This is a genomic window from Phytobacter palmae, assembly GCF_039409775.1.
GTDB classification, from domain to species: domain Bacteria; phylum Pseudomonadota; class Gammaproteobacteria; order Enterobacterales; family Enterobacteriaceae; genus Phytobacter; species Phytobacter palmae.
In genome coordinates this window covers 310,241-330,266 of sequence record NZ_JBCIVJ010000002.1, presented here as the reverse complement: position 1 = coordinate 330,266, position 20,026 = coordinate 310,241, and the positions used below count along the sequence as shown (strand labels likewise).

The 20,026-nt window shown below is 55.7% G+C and carries 18 protein-coding genes; 4 read left to right on the top strand and 14 right to left on the bottom strand.

Annotated elements, in window-relative coordinates:
• Nucleotides 1-126: 126 nt before the first annotated feature.
• Nucleotides 127-258 (top strand): hypothetical protein, encoded by a 132-nt coding sequence (locus AAIG39_RS04170; RefSeq protein WP_249569527.1) that lies wholly within the window; start codon nucleotides 127-129, stop codon nucleotides 256-258.
• 80 nt (nucleotides 259-338) lie between these two features.
• Complete coding sequence (dbpA, locus tag AAIG39_RS04165) at nucleotides 339-1,712, top strand: ATP-dependent RNA helicase DbpA (RefSeq protein ID WP_343193252.1); 1,374 nt, start codon at nucleotides 339-341, stop codon at nucleotides 1,710-1,712.
• Nucleotides 1,713-2,072: 360 nt separating this feature from the next.
• Here the strand turns inward: dbpA and AAIG39_RS04160 are convergent, their stop codons facing one another.
• Nucleotides 2,073-4,046 (bottom strand): glycoside hydrolase family 127 protein, encoded by a 1,974-nt coding sequence (locus tag AAIG39_RS04160; protein WP_090083643.1) that lies wholly within the window; start codon nucleotides 4,044-4,046, stop codon nucleotides 2,073-2,075.
• Nucleotides 4,033-5,433 (bottom strand): MFS transporter, encoded by a 1,401-nt coding sequence (locus AAIG39_RS04155; RefSeq protein WP_090083645.1) that lies wholly within the window; start codon nucleotides 5,431-5,433, stop codon nucleotides 4,033-4,035. Before AAIG39_RS04155 ends, AAIG39_RS04160 begins: the two co-directional genes overlap by 14 nt.
• 250 nt (nucleotides 5,434-5,683) lie before the next feature.
• On the opposite strand from AAIG39_RS04155, the gene AAIG39_RS04150 reads away from it, so the two are divergent.
• On the top strand, nucleotides 5,684-6,502 hold the full coding sequence (locus AAIG39_RS04150; protein ID WP_343193251.1) for an AraC family transcriptional regulator: 819 nt from the start codon (nucleotides 5,684-5,686) through the stop codon (nucleotides 6,500-6,502).
• 91 nt (nucleotides 6,503-6,593) lie between these two features.
• Here the strand turns inward: AAIG39_RS04150 and araD are convergent, their stop codons facing one another.
• The 12 genes from araD to AAIG39_RS04090 form a co-directional block, all read right to left on the bottom strand.
• Complete coding sequence (araD, locus tag AAIG39_RS04145) at nucleotides 6,594-7,289, bottom strand: L-ribulose-5-phosphate 4-epimerase (RefSeq protein ID WP_090083647.1); 696 nt, start codon at nucleotides 7,287-7,289, stop codon at nucleotides 6,594-6,596.
• Nucleotides 7,283-8,143: an L-ribulose-5-phosphate 3-epimerase gene (locus AAIG39_RS04140; protein WP_249569523.1), complete on the bottom strand. Its 861-nt coding sequence runs from the start codon at nucleotides 8,141-8,143 to the stop codon at nucleotides 7,283-7,285. Before AAIG39_RS04140 ends, araD begins: the two co-directional genes overlap by 7 nt.
• Before the next feature lie 2 nt (nucleotides 8,144-8,145).
• On the bottom strand, nucleotides 8,146-8,799 hold the full coding sequence (ulaD, locus tag AAIG39_RS04135) for a 3-keto-L-gulonate-6-phosphate decarboxylase UlaD (protein WP_090083649.1): 654 nt from the start codon (nucleotides 8,797-8,799) through the stop codon (nucleotides 8,146-8,148).
• Nucleotides 8,796-10,301: an FGGY-family carbohydrate kinase gene (locus AAIG39_RS04130; RefSeq protein WP_343193250.1), complete on the bottom strand. Its 1,506-nt coding sequence runs from the start codon at nucleotides 10,299-10,301 to the stop codon at nucleotides 8,796-8,798. Before AAIG39_RS04130 ends, ulaD begins: the two co-directional genes overlap by 4 nt.
• Before the next feature lie 54 nt (nucleotides 10,302-10,355).
• Nucleotides 10,356-11,675, bottom strand: a complete 1,320-nt coding sequence (locus tag AAIG39_RS04125; RefSeq protein ID WP_343193249.1) for an MFS transporter — start codon at nucleotides 11,673-11,675, stop codon at nucleotides 10,356-10,358.
• A gap of 53 nt (nucleotides 11,676-11,728) precedes the next feature.
• A complete protein-coding gene (locus tag AAIG39_RS04120) occupies nucleotides 11,729-12,664 on the bottom strand; it encodes a DUF4862 family protein (protein WP_343193248.1) in 936 nt (311 codons plus the stop codon).
• Nucleotides 12,665-12,709: 45 nt separating this feature from the next.
• Complete coding sequence (locus tag AAIG39_RS04115) at nucleotides 12,710-13,177, bottom strand: NanQ anomerase/TabA/YiaL family protein (RefSeq protein ID WP_249569519.1); 468 nt, start codon at nucleotides 13,175-13,177, stop codon at nucleotides 12,710-12,712.
• 11 nt (nucleotides 13,178-13,188) lie between these two features.
• Nucleotides 13,189-14,187, bottom strand: coding sequence for a 3-dehydro-L-gulonate 2-dehydrogenase (gene yiaK / locus AAIG39_RS04110; protein WP_090083658.1), 999 nt, complete (start codon nucleotides 14,185-14,187; stop codon nucleotides 13,189-13,191).
• Nucleotides 14,188-14,298: 111 nt separating this feature from the next.
• The gene (locus tag AAIG39_RS04105; protein ID WP_090083661.1) at nucleotides 14,299-15,162 is read right to left on the bottom strand and encodes an SMP-30/gluconolactonase/LRE family protein; all 864 of its coding nucleotides are present in this window, start codon (nucleotides 15,160-15,162) and stop codon (nucleotides 14,299-14,301) included.
• A 1-nt stretch (nucleotide 15,163) separates the two neighbouring features.
• Nucleotides 15,164-16,273 carry an ABC transporter substrate-binding protein gene (locus tag AAIG39_RS04100; RefSeq protein WP_090083664.1) on the bottom strand — a complete coding sequence of 370 codons (1,110 nt, stop codon included), beginning with the start codon at nucleotides 16,271-16,273 and terminating at the stop codon, nucleotides 15,164-15,166.
• A 21-nt stretch (nucleotides 16,274-16,294) separates the two neighbouring features.
• Nucleotides 16,295-17,365, bottom strand: a complete 1,071-nt coding sequence (locus AAIG39_RS04095; protein WP_090083666.1) for an ABC transporter permease — start codon at nucleotides 17,363-17,365, stop codon at nucleotides 16,295-16,297.
• 17 nt (nucleotides 17,366-17,382) lie between these two features.
• Nucleotides 17,383-18,903 carry a sugar ABC transporter ATP-binding protein gene (locus tag AAIG39_RS04090; protein ID WP_090083669.1) on the bottom strand — a complete coding sequence of 507 codons (1,521 nt, stop codon included), beginning with the start codon at nucleotides 18,901-18,903 and terminating at the stop codon, nucleotides 17,383-17,385.
• Between the two features lie 222 nt (nucleotides 18,904-19,125).
• Between AAIG39_RS04090 and yiaJ the strand changes: the two genes are divergently transcribed.
• Nucleotides 19,126-19,941, top strand: a complete 816-nt coding sequence (yiaJ, locus tag AAIG39_RS04085; RefSeq protein WP_090083672.1) for an IclR family transcriptional regulator YiaJ — start codon at nucleotides 19,126-19,128, stop codon at nucleotides 19,939-19,941.
• The last annotated feature ends 85 nt before the right edge of the window (nucleotides 19,942-20,026 follow it).

Sequence of the window (20,026 nt, the reverse complement as noted above, 5' to 3'; positions counted from 1 at the left end):
GGTAGAGAGTGTGCCTGACAGATCCCCTCTCTCTTGAGGGAGAGGGTAAGAATGAAGAAGACTCGCCATTTCTCCGGCTCGCGATCCCGATTGTCTATACTCGATAAAACAACACGGGAGGAAAGTATGACCACACATCACCAGTCCGATGACCAACGCACCAAAGATGTTAAAGACGCGCCAAACAAACAGGGTGAAATACCCCGTAAGCGCGATGACAGCAAGGACGACCAGAAAGATCCCTTCAAAGCGAGCTAAAGGCAAACATTTGTAGCCGCAATGACCGGACTCACAGAGTCTGCTAGCATAGCGGCCTGCAACTACTCAGAGATAACAACGTGACCGCCTTTTCAACCTTAAATGCTTTGCCCGCTGAACTCCTCGCCAACCTTGATGAGCTGGGTTATCACTCCATGACCCCGGTACAGGCGGCGGCATTGCCGGCGATCCTTGAAGGCAAAGACGTACGCGTACAGGCGCAAACCGGCAGCGGCAAAACCGCTGCCTTTGGCTTAGGCTTGCTGCAACGTATCGATGCCAGCCAGTTTGTGACCCAGTCTCTGGTGCTATGTCCAACGCGCGAGCTGGCCGATCAGGTCGCCAAAGAGCTTCGTCGTCTGGCGCGTTATCTGCCCAATATTAAAATTCTGACTTTATGCGGTGGCGTGCCGTTCGGCGCACAGCGTGATTCGCTCCAGCATGCGCCGCATATCATCGTCGCTACGCCTGGTCGTCTGCTGGATCATCTGGAAAAAGCCACCGTCACCCTGGACGCCCTGAAAACGCTGGTGCTGGACGAAGCCGATCGCATGCTCGATATGGGCTTTAGCGACGCCATTGATGCCATTCTGCGCCACGCACCAGAACGTCGTCAGACGCTGCTGTTTTCCGCCACCTGGCCTGCGGCCATTGCGGCGATCAGCACCCGCTTCCAGCGCGATCCGCAAACCATCGAAATCGATTCGGTCGAAGCTTTACCTGCGGTGGAACAGCATTTCTACGAAGTCTCGCGCCGGGAAAAAATTCCGTTGTTGCTGAGTTTGTTAAGCAAGCATCAGCCGGCCTCCTGCGTGGTGTTTTGCAACACCAAAAAAGATTGCCAGGAAGTGTGCGATGCGCTGAATGAGCGTAACCAGAGTGCGCTGGCGCTGCATGGTGACATGGAACAGCGTGATCGCGATCAGACGCTGGTGCGCTTTGCCAACGGCAGTAGCCGTGTGCTGGTGGCTACTGACGTCGCCGCGCGCGGGCTGGATATTAAAGCGCTGGAAATGGTGATCAACTACGAGTTGTCCTGGGACCCGGAAGTCCACGTGCACCGTATTGGCCGTACCGCGCGTGCCGGGCAGAGCGGCATGGCGCTGAGTCTGTGCGCACCAGAAGAAGCTCAGCGTGCGGCTATTCTCGGTGAGATGCTGGCGATTTCTCTCGACTGGCAATCCCCTGTTATCAGCAACAACATCAAGCCGCTGGAAGCCGATATGGCAACCCTGTGCATTGACGGCGGTAAGAAAGCCAAAATGCGCCCTGGCGATATTCTGGGGGCGTTGACCGGCGACATTGGTCTGGACGGCGCGGATATCGGCAAGATTGATATGCATCCGATGCATGCCTATGTTGCCGTGCGCCAGTCCGTGGCAAAACAGGCCTGGAAGCAACTCCAGCAGGGCAAAATCAAAGGTAAAGCCTGCCGGGTGCGTCTGCTCAAGTAAGACGGTGAACGGTAGATACTGTGAATGTCTTCAACCTTGTTAGTCACGGCTGACTCATTTTCCCGCATGACAACCACAGCGACATCTTTGTGCCTCCCTGGCGCAGAGCAGGCAGCAGGGCGGGAGGCGAACGCAGTGCGAAGCACCGATTTCTTTGCGGGGCCGCGGGGATTGTAAAGGGGAACGCGGTGTTCCGCTTTACCCGTTCACCGGTTCAGGAGGTCCATTTCGCCATGAACATATCGTGAACGGAACCCTCCTCCTGAGCCGCATATTCCCCTCACCCCAACCCTCCCCCGGGAGAGGCCCGGACAAGGCGTTACGCCACATCCGGGACATGCCGGCGATTATGGCATCCGGTTACCTTTCCTCATTAACCCAAATCCGCATCTCCCCTTCGCCGCGATTTGCCCAGGAGAACCACGGAATAAAGGTCAGCGTCTGCGCCTGGCGTTCCCCCGGTGTTTTGTCGTAACGCCACAGCGCCTGCTGCCCCGCGTCCGCCGCCGTTTGTTTATAGCCCGGTGCCTGAATCAGCATTTTGTGAGCAAAAATCCCCTTGCCCTCAAAAACAGTGAATGCCGCCTGCGGTGAGAGCCACAGGTTATGCAGCTCTTCCCCGTTATCTGCCTGCTCCAGGCAGTAGACCAGCGGCCCGCGCTGAATCGCCACTTTGCCTGCCACATGGCGCAGCAGCGGGTTGCCATACACCCGGCGCACCGGCATCGGCAGGGTGAGCGTCAGGGTATCGCCCTCCTGCCAGCGACGCTGAATATGCAAATAGCCTTTGCGGATATCCCTGACAACCTCCGTGCCGTTGAGCGCTACGTGCGGATCGGCGCACCAGTCCGGCAGACGCAGCGCCAGCGTGTGGTCAATTGCCTGCGGGGACTCGATGGTAATAGTGACCTGTTCCTGCCACGGATAGTTGCCGCTGATGCGCAGCCGTAGCGCCTGGTCACCCACCGGGATCTCCACACTGTTGCCAACGTAGAGGTTGATATACAGCGCCTCTTCGCGCGGCGTGTAGAGATAATGGCCAAGCGAGGTGAGCACGCGGGCAATATTGGGCGGGCAGCAGGCACAGCCAAACCAGCGCTGACGCACGGGCTTCACATGGTCATAGATGTGATTGAATTTCAGCGATTTTGGGTGCACTTCCAGTGGGTTAACGTAAAAGAAATGCTTACCGTCCAGCGCCATGCCGCCGAGCACCGTGTTGTAGAGTGCACGCTCCATAACGTCGGCGTACTGACTGTCGGCCTCCATCTCGAGCATTCGTCGGGCGAACATCATCAGACCGATGGAGGCGCAGCTTTCGGCATACACCGTATCGTTGGGCAGATCGTAGTCGCTGCTGAAGGCCTCGCCGCTGCTCTGCGAGCCGATGCCGCCGGTAATATATAACTGGCGCTGCGCCATGTTGTTCCACAGACGAAGACAATCCTGACGCTTCCCTTCATCCTGGCTTAAGCGCGCCAGATGCGCCACGCCGGTCATGAGGTAGACGAAGCGTACCGCGTGGCCGATAGCCGTTTGCTGTTCGGCCAGCGGCTGGTGTGCCTGACTGTAGGCTTTGTCTTTCACCATCCAGGCCGGGCCGTAGGTGTGCCAGTAAGAGGTGCGTCCACGTTTTTCATATTCGACATCATAAAAATGGGGCTGCGTGCCGCGCTGCTCAACGAAGTAATTCACCAGCGCCAGATAACGAGGCTGCCGGGTGACTTCATACAAACGCATCAACGCCAGTTCGATTTCCGGGTGTCCCGGGTAGCCGTGCAGCTGTTGTTCTCCGGGGCCAAAGACAGAATCGATATGATCTGCCAGGCGGCAGACCACCTCCAGCAGACGGCGTTTCCCGGTGCCCTGAAAATAGGCCACCCCCGCTTCAATCATATGCCCGGCGCAATAAAGCTCATGGCATTCGGCCAGGTTGGTCCAGCGCTCCTGCGGCGCTTTTACCGTGAAATAAGTATTGAGATAGCCGTCGTCACACTGAGCCGCGGCGACCAGTTCGATCACCTCGTCGGCGGTCTTCTCCAGCTCCTCATCCGGCTTCTGGCACAGCGACCATGCCACCGCTTCCAGCCATTTGGCGACGTCGCTATCCTGAAAGACCATGCCGTAAAACTCGCCCTCCTGCAGCCCGGCGGCGATACGAAAGTTTTCAATCGCATGGCTGGGGTCGGCTTCGGCGATACGGTCATTGAGCGCGTCCCACTGGTAGGGAATGACAACCTCGCGTACCAGTTGTTGATACTGACCGAGAAACGCATCGCTGACTTTCAGTTTGTGCAGATCGACTTCCATTACAGACTCCTTAAGACTGAACATGACGCTGGCGCAGATCGGTGGCAATGCGCGCCATCATGGGATTATTGAGCTTGCAGACGCGGATGGAGAACGCCAGCAGCAGATGGAACAGGGCGGGCAGCAGTGTCTCCATTGCGGTGATGCCTTGTAACGAGGCGGGTGTCTGATTTCCTGCGCCGGGTTGATAGGCGACGAAAATAAACACCAGGCTGATGATGACGGCGCTGGACGCCCACGCGAGCTTGATGCAGAAGAGGTTGAAGGCGAAGTTCATGCCGGACGAACGTACTCCGGTTTTCCATTCGCCGTAATCATCGGCGAAAGCCATCAATGAGAAGTGCAGCGGCAGAGTAAAGCCGAGGATGACCCCATTGCCCAGAATTACCGCCAGCCACAGGGTTTGCCAGGCCGGGCCGGTGGGCAGGAACCACATCATCACCGACAGCGCGGCCAGCGCCAGGTTGGTGTAGTAATAGAATTTTACCGTGTCGAAGCGCTTCGATAGCGGATTAACCAGCACCGAACCAAGAATCGAGGCGAAGGTCACCATGGTGAAAAACAGCGAGGTATAACCGGTGCTGCCTTGCAGGACATAGGTGATGAAGTACATGTAGCCGCCGCCGCGAATGTTGAACACATTGATCAGCAGGAATGACATCAGCAGCATCAGCAACAGCTGGTCGTTTTTGCGCAGTCCCGCCATATGTTCACGCAGCGTAAATTTGCCCATCGTCGACAGCGGCACCCGTTCGCGCACCCAGAAGAAACAGCACAGGAACATCACCACGGCGATAGCGCACAGCACGCCGACACCAAGCTGGTAACCCTGCGCGGCATTCCCTTTACCCAGCGTGGAGACCAGCCATGGCAGGCCGACCGAGACCAGAAAGCCCGCCACGCCGCATAATACAAAGCGCCAGGACTGGCAGGAGATCACTTCGCTGTGACGCGTGGTCATCGTATTGATCAGGGCGCAGTAGGGCACATTAATGGCGGTATAGCCCACAGAAAGCAGAAGATAAGTGCCAAACGCCCAGGCAATTTTCACGTTCATACTGGCTTCGGGGACGGTGAAGGTCAGTACGCCGATAATGCCGATAGGCAGGGCAATCCACAGTTGCCAGGGGCGAAAACGGCCCCAGCGACTTTGGGTGCGGTCAGCGATGATCCCCATTACCGGGTCAGATATGGCGTCAAAAACACGTAAGGCCATAAATAGTGTGCCCACCAACGCCGGGGTTAAGCCAAAAATATCGGTATAAAAAAAGGTCAGGAAATTCATGATTAAGCAGGTTATTACCGTTCCGCCTGCATCGCCCAAACCATAGCCTATTTTTTCACGTACGGATAATTTATCGTCCAGCGCCTTTTGCGCTGAATCGGTATTGGAAATTAATGTTGAAGTCATGGAAAACGCCTCACGGATATTCCAAAAGTAACCCGCTTATTTGCAGATTTTGTTTTGTAGTTTGCAAAGTACGTTATTTATTGTGCATTGAATTCACCACACAACAAGGGAAGGGAAAAGTACAAAAAGGTGACGATTCCGACCTGATGTGTAAAGTGTGATTTTGATCCAGCACAGGGTTTATATTTCGTTAATAATCAAAAACAAAATGCAGTTTTATTGCTCTCTGTTAGCGAGAATTGACATATTTATGCTTGAATTATCCATAGCGCTTCCGCTTCGTGTGCAAAATGGCGGCTTATTTATCTCTCGCGGTGTGGGGAGCCATCCATCACGGACTTTGCATTCCTGGGAGGTGATTTTTGTCGAAAAGGGGACATTAACGATCCGCGAAGAAGAGAAACTCTTTACGGTTAATGCCGGTGAAACGCTTTTACTCTGGCCGCAGCGACGACATGTTGGCGTAGGGGAATTTCCGACGGATCTGAAATTCTACTGGCTGCATTTTGAATTAACGGCTGCGGCACATAAAACAGGACAAAACAGCGTGCTTATGTTGCCACAACATACCGCATTAAATGATCCTCAATATATGACAGCGTTATTTCGCCAGTTTTTACATGAGCAGGAAAATGTCCATCGCAGCGTGGCCATGGAATGTATTTTACTGCTGATTCTGCAACAAATATCGGCCTCTGCACTCAGTGAGCGTGCCGTGGATAATCCGGGAATGGCCCTTGCCTGGAAAGCCCGGCAGATGATAGGCACGCAGTTTCATCTGCCGATTTCGGCCTCGACGCTGGCGAAAGAGCTGCACTGTAACGCCGACTACCTGGGACGAGTGTACCGACGCGCCTTTCGCCTGACGCTGACCGAAGCGATTCATCGCCAGCGGGTGCGGGCGGCCGAAAAATTACTGATCAGCGATTCGTTGTCGTTAAAAGAGGTGGCGGGGCAATGCGGATTTCACGACGTGGGCTATTTTCGCCAGATTTTCCGCAAGCATACCGGGCTGACGCCCGCCGCATGGAAGCGGCGGTATTGTAAGGAGCATATTAATTCGGGGTAAATGTCGGTGCGGTTTTTCCCCTCATCCTGCCCTTTTCCTTAAAGGGACGAGGGCACTGATCGAACCGTGACGGGGGAAAAGCGCAGAGTACTCACTGTCCGTAATAGGCGTTTGCGCCGTGCTTACGCAGATAGTGTTTATCGAGCAACTCATTCTGCATATCCGGTAACTGCGGTGCCAGTTGACGGGAGAACAGCCCCATATAGGCGCACTCTTCAAGCACCACCGCGTTGTGCACCGCATCTGCCGCATTTTTGCCCCATGCAAACGGGCCGTGGGAGTGCACCAGCACTGCCGGAACCTGCATCGGGTTCAGGTCGCGTTCTTCAAAAGTCTTGATGATCACTTCGCCGGTTTCGTACTCATACTCGCCGTTGATTTCCTCAGGCGTCATCAGTCGTGTGCATGGAATAGTGCCGTAGAAGTAGTCCGCGTGCGTGGTGCCCCAGGCGGGCAGATCCAGACCAGCCTGCGACCAGATAGTCGCGTGGCGGGAATGAGTATGCACGATGCCGCCGATTTCCGGGAAGCGACGATACAGCGCCAGGTGCGTGGGCGTATCAGAAGAGGGCTTTTTGCTGCCATCGACCACTTTGCCGCTGGCGATATCCACCACCACCATATCCTCGGCTTTCATCACGTCGTACTCCACGCCTGAGGGTTTAATCACCATCAGTTTGCGGGTTTCATCGACTGCGCTGACATTACCCCAGGTAAAGGTAACAAGCCCGTGGGCGGGCAGAGCCAGGTTTGCCGCCAGCACCTCGGCTTTCAGTTGGTCTAACATATGAATCCTCCTTCCTGCATACGGGCTTCAATCCAGCGACGGGCCTGGATGATCTCAAGCACCGGTTCTTTAGCTTTTTCGGTCCACATCTCAATCAGAAATGCGCCGCGATAATTCAGATTGTGCAACGTGCTGAATACATTGACGAAATCCACACAGCCTTCGCCAAACGGTACGTCGCGGAACTGGCCGGGACTGGTTTCGGTGACGGGCTGTGTATCTTTCAGGTGAATGGCGGCGATACGGTCGATGCCAAGCGCCAGCTCTGCCGGTACGTCGTTACCCCACGCGCTGAGGTTGCCCACATCCGGGTAGACGGTGAACCACGGCGAGGCGAGCATCTCGTCCCATTTTTTCCATTTGGTAATGGAGTTCATAAACGCGGTGTCCATGATCTCCACCGCCAGCATCACCTGCGCCCCTGCGGCCTGCTCAACGGCCCACGCCAGCCCTTCGGCAAAGCGCTGTCGGGTGCCCGCATCATGCTCTTCGTAATAGACGTCATAGCCCGCAAGCTGGATAGTGCGGATACCTAAATCGCGCGCCAGTTTGATGGCTTTGGTCATGATGTCGCGGGCGCGCTCACGCACGGCTTCATCGCGGCTGCCGAACGGGAAGCGGCGATGGGCGGAAAGGCACATCGACGGAATCGACACGTTGGTTTCGAGCATCGCCTCCACTAACGAGGCGCGCTGGGCAGTGGTCCATTCGAGTCGCGAGAGGCGTTCGTCGGTTTCGTCGACGGACATTTCCACGAAGTCGAATCCGCAGCTTTTAGCCAGAACCAGACGCTCCGGCCAGGATAAGTCTTTCGGTAACGCTTTTTCATAAATACCTAACGGATGGTTGCGCATGTTTACGCTCCCCAGATGTCGCGAATGCGGGCGTGGAATTCTTCGGCGACCTGCTGCGGATTCGCCGCGCCAGAGAGCGCGCGTCCGGCAATGAACGCCTTCACATTGATCGTTTTGAACAACGGCAAATCGGCAGGGGTAATGCCGCCGGTGACGGAGAGTTCGAGGCCAATATCGGATAGCGCTTTCATGCGCGCCAGGTCCGCTTCACCCCACTGCTGGCCGCTCGCCTGCGCGTCACGACCACGGTGATAAATCGCCTGACGCACGCCGGTGTTGTACCAGTCGCGGGCATCATCGAAGGTCCAGTTGCCAAACAATTCAATCTGAATTTCTCCCCCGCGTGCGGCGGCAACGGCATGGCCTTTTTCGATGGTGGCCAGCGGTGCGGCACAGATGATGGTCATCCAGTCTGCGCCCGCTTCCAGCGCCTGCCGGGCCAGGGTTTCACCGGCATCGGCCACTTTCCAGTCGGCTACGATCAGTTTTTCCGGGCACTGGGCGCGTAGGGCGCGCACGGCATTTAGCCCTTCACTGAGGCACAGGATGGTGCCCGCTTCCACGATGTCTACATGATCTTTTAGCAACGCAACGTCGCGCTGGGCGGCGGCAAGGTCGGTGTGGTCGAGCGCCAGCTGCAGTAATGGTCGGCTCATAAAGAGTGCTCCTTAATACGGGCGTGAAAGCCCTCAAGTGCTTCTATTAAAATCTGGTAACGGTGATATTTACGCTGGTAGGCGGCATGGGCGTTCATGTCCGGCGTCAGGGCGTGCATCTCGTAGTTGAGCGTTTGTCGGGCATCGCTAAAATTCTGATAGACGCCAGTGCCGACCAGTGCGGCGATGGCCGCGCCAAAGCAGCCGGTCTCTTCTACCTGCGGGAGTTCAACGGGCAGGCCGCTGACATCCGCCAGCATCTGCATCCACACCCTGGAATGGGCCGGGCCACCGGTGACACGCAGGGCACGCACTTCGGTAAAACGCTCACGCATGCGGTTGAGGTGGGTCATATGGCTGAATACCACCCCTTCGTAGACCGCCTGTAACAAATGCGCGCGGGTATGCAGCGCCTGCATGCCATAAAAGCCGCTGGTCATGTCGAGTCCGGCGTTACTGCCATAAAGGAAAGGTAAGAAGAAGACCTCGCTGCCCGCTTTCGGCAGGCCGTCAACGAGCTGGTTAATATCGGCAAAACTGATATCGCCCCATTGCGCGGTCAGCCATTCCAGGTTGCCGGAAGAGGTGGGGCTGGCTTCGTGCACGATGAATTGCCCGTCATTGACGTAGCGGCCATACACATAAGGATGCGCTTCGTTATCGCGCAGTCCTTTGGCAATACCGCTGGTAACAGCCCAGGTGCCCATCACGGCATTGAGCGTGTATTCGTCTTCCAGTCCGGCGCAGATCGCGGTGGAAACCACATCAAACAGACCGCCCACAACGGGTGTTCCCGCTGCGAGACCGGTAATGGCGGCTGCCTGAGCGGTGATTTCCCCGCTGACTTCTGCTGAACCCACAATCGGCGGCAACGCAGGGTCTACCTCGCTAATGCCCAGCCATTGTGTCAGGCAGGGGTCATACTGCCCGGTGGTCATATGGTAGAGATTCGATTCGGAAATATTGCTCTCTTCACACCCTTTCACGCCGGTCAGACACCAGCGCAGGTAGTCGTGGCCCATCATCACGCAGCCAATCTGTGCGTAGCGTTGCGGCTCGTTTTCTTTTACCCAGCGCAGTAGTGAGGCCGGATGCCCGGTCCACAGGGTCTGGCGCGTTAAGGGGTAGAGCTTTTGTGGAATGCCGTCCTGCTGCCAGCGCTTAACGATTTCCATGGCGCGGCGGTCGGAAGAGAGGATCGCCGTGCCCAGCGGCTGGTCATTTTTATCTAGTAAAAACAACCCCTTGCCCTGAGCGGAAATACCCACTCCCTGAATGCTTTTTCCGCTAATGCCGGTACGTTGCAACAGGCGGGAGATGGTTGCCGCACAGTGCTGCCACAGCTCCGCCATGTCGCGCTCCGCCCAGCCTGGATGCGGGCTAAGGGTGCGTACGGACTGGCGTTCAATAGCAAATTCTTTACCCTGGCTGTTGTACAGTCCCGCTTTCAGATAAGTACCGCCACAATCGATACCCAGCCAGAAGGTCTCTTTTTCACTCATCTTTTTTTCCTGGTTTTCACCCTCTCCCTGTGGGAGAGGGCAGGGGTAAGGGCATCAGACCGCACGTTTGGCCGTATTCGGTGCGCCCACGCTCGGGCTGTTGGCATCACACTTCGCAGGCAGCAGCAGGGCCATCAGCGCGGCAATGGCCAGAGACACCGCCAGGCAGTAGACGCCCGCATCCTTGCTGTACATGGTGATCAACACACCCACGGCATACGGACCGCAGAAGCCACCCAGGTTGCCCAGGGCGTTAATCACGCCGCGTGCGCCGCCGGCCATTTCCGCGCTGAACAGACGTGCCGGAATGGTCCAGAACACCCCGGCAGCGGATTGCAGGAAGAAGCCACAGCCGACCAGTGCGGCATACGACAGCCAGATGCTCTCTTTCAGGGTGACGGAGAGGAACATGCAGGTAGCGAAGCCAATCAGCGGCAGGGAGACGAACATCTTGCGTTTACCGGTACGGTCGGACAGAGAAGAGAACAGGAACATCCCGGCGATAGCACCGACGTAAGGCAGAATGGCAAGCATCCCGACCTGGCCCATGCTGGTGTGGGTCAACTCTTTGAGGATGGTGGGCAGCCACAGGGTGTAACCGTAAATCCCGGTCTGATAGAAGAAGTTCAGGGCAATTAACTGCCACATGGTACGGTCAGACAACACTGCGCCCAGCGAGGCATTAACGACGGTTTTACCCGCAATGGCACGCTGTTCAGCGGCCAGGGTTTCCACCAGATATTTCTTCTCGGCTTCGCTAATCCAGCGTGCTTCCTGCGGACGGTCATAAACGGTCAGCGCCCACAGCACCAGAACAACCAGTGACAGCAGACCTTCGATGATGAACAGCCAGCGCCAGTCGAGCGCGGTAATGATCCAGCCGGAGAGCGGGGCGGTGATGATCCCGGCAATCGGTACGAACATAATGACGATGGCGTTTGCGCGACCACGTTCGGCATCCGGGAACCAGTTGCTGATCATGGTGAGCACCACCGGCAGCATGCCGCCTTCCGCCACACCGAGCAGGAAACGCAGCACCAGCAACTGATATTGGTTGGTGACGATACCGGTAAGCACAGAGATGACCGCCCAGGCGACCAGTGACCAGCCGATGAATTTTTTACCGCTGCCGTGCACAGCGATTTTTCCGCCCGGTACCTGCAAGAAAAGATAACCAAGGAAGAAAATACCGCCAGCCAGACCGGCCATCGTAGCGGAAATACCTAATTCCTTATCCATACCGCCAGGCATTGCAAAGGCAATATTCACGCGGTCCATATACGAAATAATACACGCGATAAGAATGGGGGGAATAATTCTTAACCAACGTTGGCGCGGAATATCCGCAGATGTAGCGTAAGAGGAAGTGTTCATATTAATCTCTCGTTAAAAGTAACTGGCCTTGCGATTAAATTGACGCTTTATATTTATTGTCTGGATTGGTTTAGCGCGTTAATGCCATCGCGTAATATGGCTATGCGATGATTCGCATCAGCATTAGCATCAATTTCCAGTAACTTAATACCGGCAAACTGTAATTTTGCTGTGTCAGCCACATTAAATAATTCTTTAGCGCTTTCTACCGTGAGCAGGCTTTCCGGGCAGAAAGGGGCGAAAGGCGTATGCAGGTCAGTCCATTCACCATACGGCCCTTCGGTGGCGGTGCCAGAGAACATCAGCGCCCCCAGTTTTCCGGCGGCTTTCACCACCTGAGTATGTTCCAGCGGCAGGGTGGTATTACGCCCTTCAATTGCTGAACGCGCCCAGTTAATGCATACATCAATGTCGTAACCGGCAAGGGTTTCCAGCACGTTTTCCAGCGGCAGGAAACCTTTGCGCGGGGCGGGTCTGTTCATGGCATCGCAGTGTTCCAGTACGAGTGAGCATGACCAGTCCCAACGGGCGATTTCTTTGATGGAGCGGGCAAACGCATCGGTTGCCTGAGCCACATCAGCGTTACCGCCCAGCGGTGCAGCCTGTAGTTCAAGTGAAATCACTTTACTGGCGAAACTCTTGTTTACTGCATTGATTTTATTGAGCAAATGACGATGGAACTCGACGCATGCCCGACGTTGATCTTCATCGCTGGAGGCCAGACCAAATGCCAGATTACCGCCGCTGCGACGACGCATGGTCTCCGGGATGGCGGTGATCACCATCTGCCATTCGCCCGGTGTGTGCCGCAAGAGCCACTCATCGCCGTAAGCATGCAGATTCTCATGGCATGGCTGTTCCAGGCCACGAATGTGTGGTGTATCCGCGAGTAAACGCCAGAACTCCTTCTCTTCCTGTTCGCTTTTTTGGTGAAACGAAGGCGCACAGGGGTATGCGCCGATAATATAACCGGCGTCATTCGTTTTCATGTTTCGCTCCTCTTATTTATCTGGTATCGATAAATAAACAACGGATTAATTCAGTGCGGAAACCGCAACTTTAACGACTATTTTTCTGATCGCTGTTTCTCTGTGTTTATTACAGGCAGGACGATGTACATCCTGCGGAAAAAATATGGCGTAATTACCTGGCACCATTTCAATCAATGATTCGTTTTCACTGTCTTGATAGAAAATAATATCGCGTTGCTCAAGTAATTCTTCGCTCACGACGTTATTGCCGGTATCAATGGCGACACCAATTTGTTCTTCGCCGGAATATAAATATTGAATATCCAGATATCGGCGATGCACTTCCGGGCGCAGCTTATCGTGAGGGCGGGTCGTCAGGTCGAGGATCTGCGCGTATATAGTGCGCCCTTCGATTTCCACCACACCCGGCTCCAGCTTGCTGAAATCCGTTGTACGCAGGAACTCCAGTGCCTTTTCAATCGCTGCCGGATACCGGCAGGCGTTGGGTTGAGAAATATGTCCATAAATCATGATGAAACTCCTTACAGCGCCTTGATTTTCGCCCACACGCTGTCGTCAACGGTGATACCGTTGCGGCGGTTTTCTTCCAGCAGACGCGTAAATTCATGGCCCGGCAGACGTACAGGAACATTTTCATCGGCGCGTTCGGCGGTCGTGATGTAATCCATGATGCGTTGCAGCTTGGCATCGCGGGTGGCGCCATCGATCAGTTTGTCCACTTCGATGGCGATAAAGACCTGCGAAATGTTGAACTCGTCGCTGTTGTCTTCGGTGACGGCGGCCACAGAGGAGCCATCGGACAGCAGGGTGGCGATCATATCCAGCACGATAGAGAGGCCCGAACCTTTCCAGTAGCCCATCGGCAGAATGCGGCGGTTTTTCTCAATCGGCGCCGGGTCTTTAGTCAGGTTGCCTTCGTCGTCAAAGCCGCCTTCAACCGGCAACTGGCGGCCCGCCAGACGGTTCACTTCCAGCATGCCGTAGGAGAACATCGACATGGACATGTCCACCATGGTGATAGGTGTCGACGGAATGGCAACAATCAGCGGGTTGGTCCCGATACGGCACTCTTTCGCACCCCACGGCGGCATAACGGCGATGGAGTTAGTCCAGCAAATACCGATATACCCTTTCTCTGCGGCCTGCCAGCCGTAGCTGCCGCCACGCATCCAGTGGTTAGCGTTACGCACCGCCACCAGGCCGATACCGTGGTCGGAGGCCAGCTCAATCGCGCGGTCCATCATCTTTTTCGCGGTCAGGTTGCCGATGGAACGCTGGGCGTCCCACTGTTCAATCGCTCCCAGTGACGTAATGCGTTTTGGCAGTGCATCCGGGATGATGTCGCCGTTTTCCAGTTGCTGGATAAAGCGCGGGAAACGGTTTACGCCGTGTGAATAGACCCCTGATTCGGTGGTGCGGGCAAACATCTCCGCACAGGCATCGGCGGTTTCTGCCGCCACACCGCGTGCCAGCAGGACACGGTTAAACTCATTTTTAAGATCAGAAAAACTCAATAACATACGCTTTCTCCATCACATCTTCGTTTTGCATAGTGGAATGCCATTCCACTAAGCTATGTTGGGTTGTGAAAACGCGCCGGCAGGACCGGTGCGTTTCGGTATTAATCCTGTTTATCCCTGAATACGGGAGGGGGCGATGGTCACCCGGTAAAGCGATGTGGTCGCGGTAATAAACAGCGTATTCCCGTCGGGCCCGCCAAACGTGCAATTAGAGACGCGCTCCGGGACGGGAATAGTGTCCAGCAACGTACCCTGCGGCGAGAAAATCAAAACCCCGGTCTCACAACTGCAAAAAATATTCCCCGCCGGATCGACGCAAAAGCCGTCCGGAATACCCGGCGCAACCTGGGTGATCACGTGGGAAAATAGCGCGTTATCGCCGTCGAGACGGTAAGCGCGAATTTCCCGGCGGCCCTGCGTTGGGAAATCGATAATCGACATATCCGCCACGTAGAGCCATTTATCATCCGGCGAGAAGGCCAGTCCGTTAGGACGCTGGGTATCGCTGATGGCAATCGTCGTCCGTTTGCCCGCTTCATCAAAACGATAGACATAGCAGCCGATCACCTGGCTTGCCGCACGATAACCCTCTTCGTCACCAACGATGCCGTAAGGTGGGTCGGTAAACCAAATCGACCCGTCCTGGCGCACTGCGATATCGTTAGGCGAGTTGAAGCGAAGCCCGTCGATTTTGTCCACCAGCAGGGTGTGATTGCCCTGTCTATCCGTACGGCTGATGCCACGCCGACCATGTTCGCAGGTCAACAAGCGTCCTTCGTTATCCAGCGCGTTGCCGTTGGCAAAGTGGGACTCGGCGCGAAATACGCTGACGCCGCTTTGCGCATTCCAGCGGTACATCTTGTTGCCCTTCACATCGCTGAAAATCACGCTCTGCTGGTCTGCAACCCACACCGGGCCTTCCGCCCAGATGGCCGGAGAACACAGGCGTTCAAAACTGCCCGCGACGGCTAACATCTCACTTCACTCCCCAGATAGCTTTGTAGTGATCGCGATACTGGTTGCCCGGGTCGAATTCATTGTTCTGACCACCATCGGCACTGATGTTCTCTTTGGTTACCAGGTGCGCCGGGGTGACGTAGCCAGAAGGTTGTTTTCCGGCGAAGGCGCGGTTGAATTCATCCAGTAACTGCCAGCCATGCAGTTTCAGCGGCTCAGGTACGGTCGCGACCTGTGCTTTACCGTCGCGTACGCGCTGGTAGGCGGTGACGGAACCGTCGCCTGCCGAGATGTTGTATGGCGGCTTGCCGTCTATGCCTTTACCTGCGGTTTGCAGGGCCGGAGCCATAAAGTCAAAGTACAGGTCGTTAATGGCCAGGGAGTATTCGAACTTATCGCCATATTTTTGCATCAGACTGTAGGTCATGCCCGGCATGCGGTTAGAGGTGTCGGCAAGCGGGGTATCGATAAATTCCACCACCTGGCAGCCGCTGCATTGCTCTATCACTTTCTTCATCGCGTTGGCTTTATCCAGGGCGATTTGGTAGAGCGAGTCGGTGAAAATCAGCACCTTTGCCGTGCCGTTGGATTTCGCAACGGCGTAGAGCGCCGCCATGCGTGACACTTCGTTAGAATCCGAAGTCACGTTGTAGAAAATGTTGTAGGCCGGAACCGGGCCCGGTGCTGGAACTGCGTGCCATGCGGTCAGCACGATGCCCTCTTTTACCGCTTTTTTCAGCGGGATTTTGGCGACGTTCGGGTTCCAGCCACCAATCACAATCCCGTCCGGTTTGCGGGCAATTGCCTGATTCAGCGCCGCCAGTTGGTCTTTCACCGAACCCGCGCCGTCCAGCACATCGAGTTGCCAGCCCGCGATTTTTGCCGCTTCTTCGAGACCCTCTTTAACCCCCAGCACGCCGCCGTTTTTCATGTCTGACGCGATGAAGATAATCTTTTTGTTCGGCTGCAACGCCGGGCCCTGTGTTGGGCCATCCCACACGGTGACAGGCGCGGTCGCTTTGGCGATTGCCGCCTGCGCCTGCTGAACCCAGGCGTCATCGGCCAGGGCGAAACCGCTTGCCATTACTAACCCGGCAGCCAGACAGCATTGAACTATTTTGTTATACATTTTCAGTTCCTTACGCGAGAGTCATTGGGTAACAGAGGAGCCCGGTGCGGTCGTTTGTGCACGCTGCACCAGTTTTTTATTTAATGCCCGGCGGCGCTGTGCATAACCAGCCAGGGTAATCGACAACAGCAACGTCGCACCGTTAAACAGCGGTTCGACCCAGAATGCGCCGCCAAACTGCTGAATACCGGCGATACCAATTGCCAGTACCGCAATACCCACCACCGTGCCCCAGACGTTCACCCTGCCCGGACGAATAGTGGTACTGCCAAGGAACGCCCCCACAAGGGCAGGCAGCAGATAGTCCATGCCGACGCTGGCCTGGCCCACCCCCTGCTCGGCGGCAATGATCACTCCGGTGAACCCGGTTAAGGTGCTGGAGGCGATGAACGCGCCGATGGTGTAACGGTTAACGGCAATACCGTTGAGCGCAGCCGCGACCGGATTACCCCCCACCGCATACATGCAGCGGCCAATCGGGGTATGTTCGGTGATGATCCACAGCACCACGGCGGCGAACAGGACATAAAAGGCTACGATCGGAATACCAAAGAGGTCTGAGTGGTGCAGGGCAATAAAGGCGTCAGGTAAGTCACCGACGATCTGACGTCCGCCGGAGTGCCAGAGCGCGATGGCATAAAGCACAGTGCCGGAACCGAGCGTAGCCACGAAGCTGTCGATATCCGCCAGCGCCACCAGAATGCCGTTCAGCAAGCCATACAGCGCGGAGAGGGCCAGCACGATTGTCACGGCCACCGGCCAGGAAAAGCCATATTCCACCTGCAACGTGATGGCAAGGATGTGCCAGAGCACGATGCCAAAGCCGACGTTAAGGTCAATTTTCCCGACGATCATCGGGATGGTAGCCGCCAGCGCCAGCAGGGCGATTTTCGATTTACTGTCGAGAATGGCCTGTAAGGTCAGCAGCGAAGCGAATGAAGGCGTCGTCAGCGAAAAAACGATAACCAGCACCACACAGATCACGGGCAGACCGTAACGGGTGGTTAATTGCCCAAGCCATGCGGCGGCACCGTGTTCATGAAGCGATACGCGTGATTCAAGGGCCGTCGATTTCATTGATGTTTTAGCCATAACTAACGCACTCCGACTTAATGTAGTGTGCCGCTGCCGGACGCCAGTTCGAGCAATCTGGCGAACGTGACATCCTGGTTAAGAAGCTCGCCGACAATCTGCCCACGGTTAAACACCAGCGCCCGGTTGCAGATATGCGCCACCTCTTCCAGGTCATTGGAGATGACCAGAATGGCAACGCCGTTTTGCAGCGCCTGATTGAGCAGGTCATAGATTTCCGCACGCGCGCCCACATCGACGCCCGCAGACGGGTCTTCCAGAATGAGCAGTGGAGCATTCAGGGAAAGCCAACGCGCCATCACCACCTTTTGTTGGTTACCGCCTGACAACGCGCTGATTTCAATGTTGATTTGCGCTGGCCGGACATCGAACTGGCGGATTTTCTCCCAGCTCATCGGCGCTTCGCTTTTTTCGTTATAGCGGGACAGCGGGGCGTGACCGTGTTTACACGGGTTCATAAACAAGTTTTCACGCACCATCATGCCCGGAATCAGACTTTCATGAAGGCGATCGCCTGCGACAAAAGAGACGCCTGCAGACATCGCCTCCCCTGGTGTTGTCGCCGTAAACGGCACGCCATTTAATGTGATTTGCCCGCTTTCCTGCGCACGGCAGGCAAACAGCAAACGTCCAATTTCTTCTTGCCCGGCACCACGCAGACCGGCGAGCGCCACCATCTCACCGGCACGCAGCTCGAAAGAGACGGGGCCGGTATCACCCACTTTGACGTTGTCCATCTTTAACAGTACCGGCGCGTCCTTACCGGGTAAGGCCTGACGCTGGTCGTCACGCAGACTTTCGCCAACAATCAGCTCGACCAGGCCACGCAGGGTGTAGTGGTCGATATCACCACCGCCTGCATAGCAACCGTCGCGCATGGCACAAACGGAGTCGGCCATCTCCATCACCTCATCCAGACGATGGGTGATATAAATCATGCCGACCTGTTTTTCCCGCAGGATGTTCATCACCCGGAACAGATGGCGAACATCGTCCGCAGGAAGGGAAGCCGTCGGCTCATCGAGCACCAGTACCGAGGCATCGACTGCCACCGCACGGGCTATTGCCAGCAGGGACTTTTCAGTACGGGAGAGGTCGAACACGCGGTCATCCGGATCAAGCTGAATACCGATGTCTTGCAGCGCTTTTTGTGCCTGACGGCGTGTTGCCGCCCAGTCGATCAGCCCAAAGCGACGGGGGAAACCCATCACCAGCGCCATGTTTTCCGCAACGGTCATCCACTCCACCAGACCTAAATCCTGATGGATAAAGGCGATAGGTTGTTCGTTGCCCTGGCGCAGTGCGGCGGCAGAATCCACCGGTTCACCGCGAAACAGGATTTCGCCACCATCGCGTGAATAGACACCAGCCAGCACCTTGATCAGCGTGGATTTGCCCGCACCGTTTTCTCCCAGCAGCGCCACAACCTTGCCCGGATAGATATCCAGGCTGACGTTGTTGACCGCCACATTTCCCCCAAAGCGCTTAACGATATGGCGCATGGATAACAAAGGAGATAACACTGCTGCTTCTGCCATTTAAGATGACCTCCCGGTGAGGGAAAGAGAACGTTGTGCAACCTGTAAATTTCACTATGCGAAATCTGATTTCAAATATAGCGATCATGATTTGACAAATCAATTGCCGGATATATTTTTGAAATGTAATAAAAACAATAAATTACAAAATTTCTGTTCAGATCGTGAAGTGAAACACACTTTGCGCTACCATCAGGTCGCCACAAAAAGGAGGCGGAAGCGATGAACCTGAAAGAGAGTGAAAACACGCAGGAGAAAGAGAGGCCGGCAGGAAGCCAGAGCTTGTTTCGCGGCTTGATGTTGATAGAGATACTGAGCAACTACCCGAACGGTTGTCCGCTGGCGCATTTGTCCGAACTGGCGGGGCTGAATAAAAGTACCGTGCACCGGCTACTGCAGGGGCTGCAATCTTGCGGCTACGTTACCCCCGCGCCCGCCGCCGGAAGCTACCGCTTAACCACAAAATTTATCGCTGTCGGTCAAAAGGCGCTCACGTCGCTGAATATTATCCATGTTGCCGCGCCGCATCTGGAAGCGCTGAACCTGGCGACCGGGGAAACTATCAATTTCTCCAGCCGCGAAGACGATCACGCCATTCTGATTTACAAACTGGAACCGACGACGGGCATGTTGCGTACGCGGGCCTATATTGGTCAGCATATGCCGCTGTACTGCTCGGCGATGGGGAAAATCTATATGGCCTTCGGGCAACCCGACTATGTGAAAGAGTACTGGGAGACGCATCAGGATCAGATCCAACCGCTGACGCGTAACACCATTACCGGCCTGCCCGCGATGTATGATGAACTGGCGCAGATCCGAGAAACCAGTATGGCGATGGACCGGGAAGAGAATGAGCTGGGCGTCTCCTGTATTGCCGTACCGGTGTTTGATATTCACCACCGCGTGCCGTATGCCATCTCTATTTCGCTTTCTACATCACGCCTCAAACAGATTGGCGAGAAAAATCTGCTCAAACCGCTACGCGAGACGGCGCAGGCTATCTCTAACGAGCTGGGATTTACGCTGCGCGTGTAGGCAGAAGGCCAGATGTGCTCTGGCAAATGAACGATTTATCCGCTTTCCCCATCGGGATCAAAGCGAAGACGGTTCGTTCTCTGGC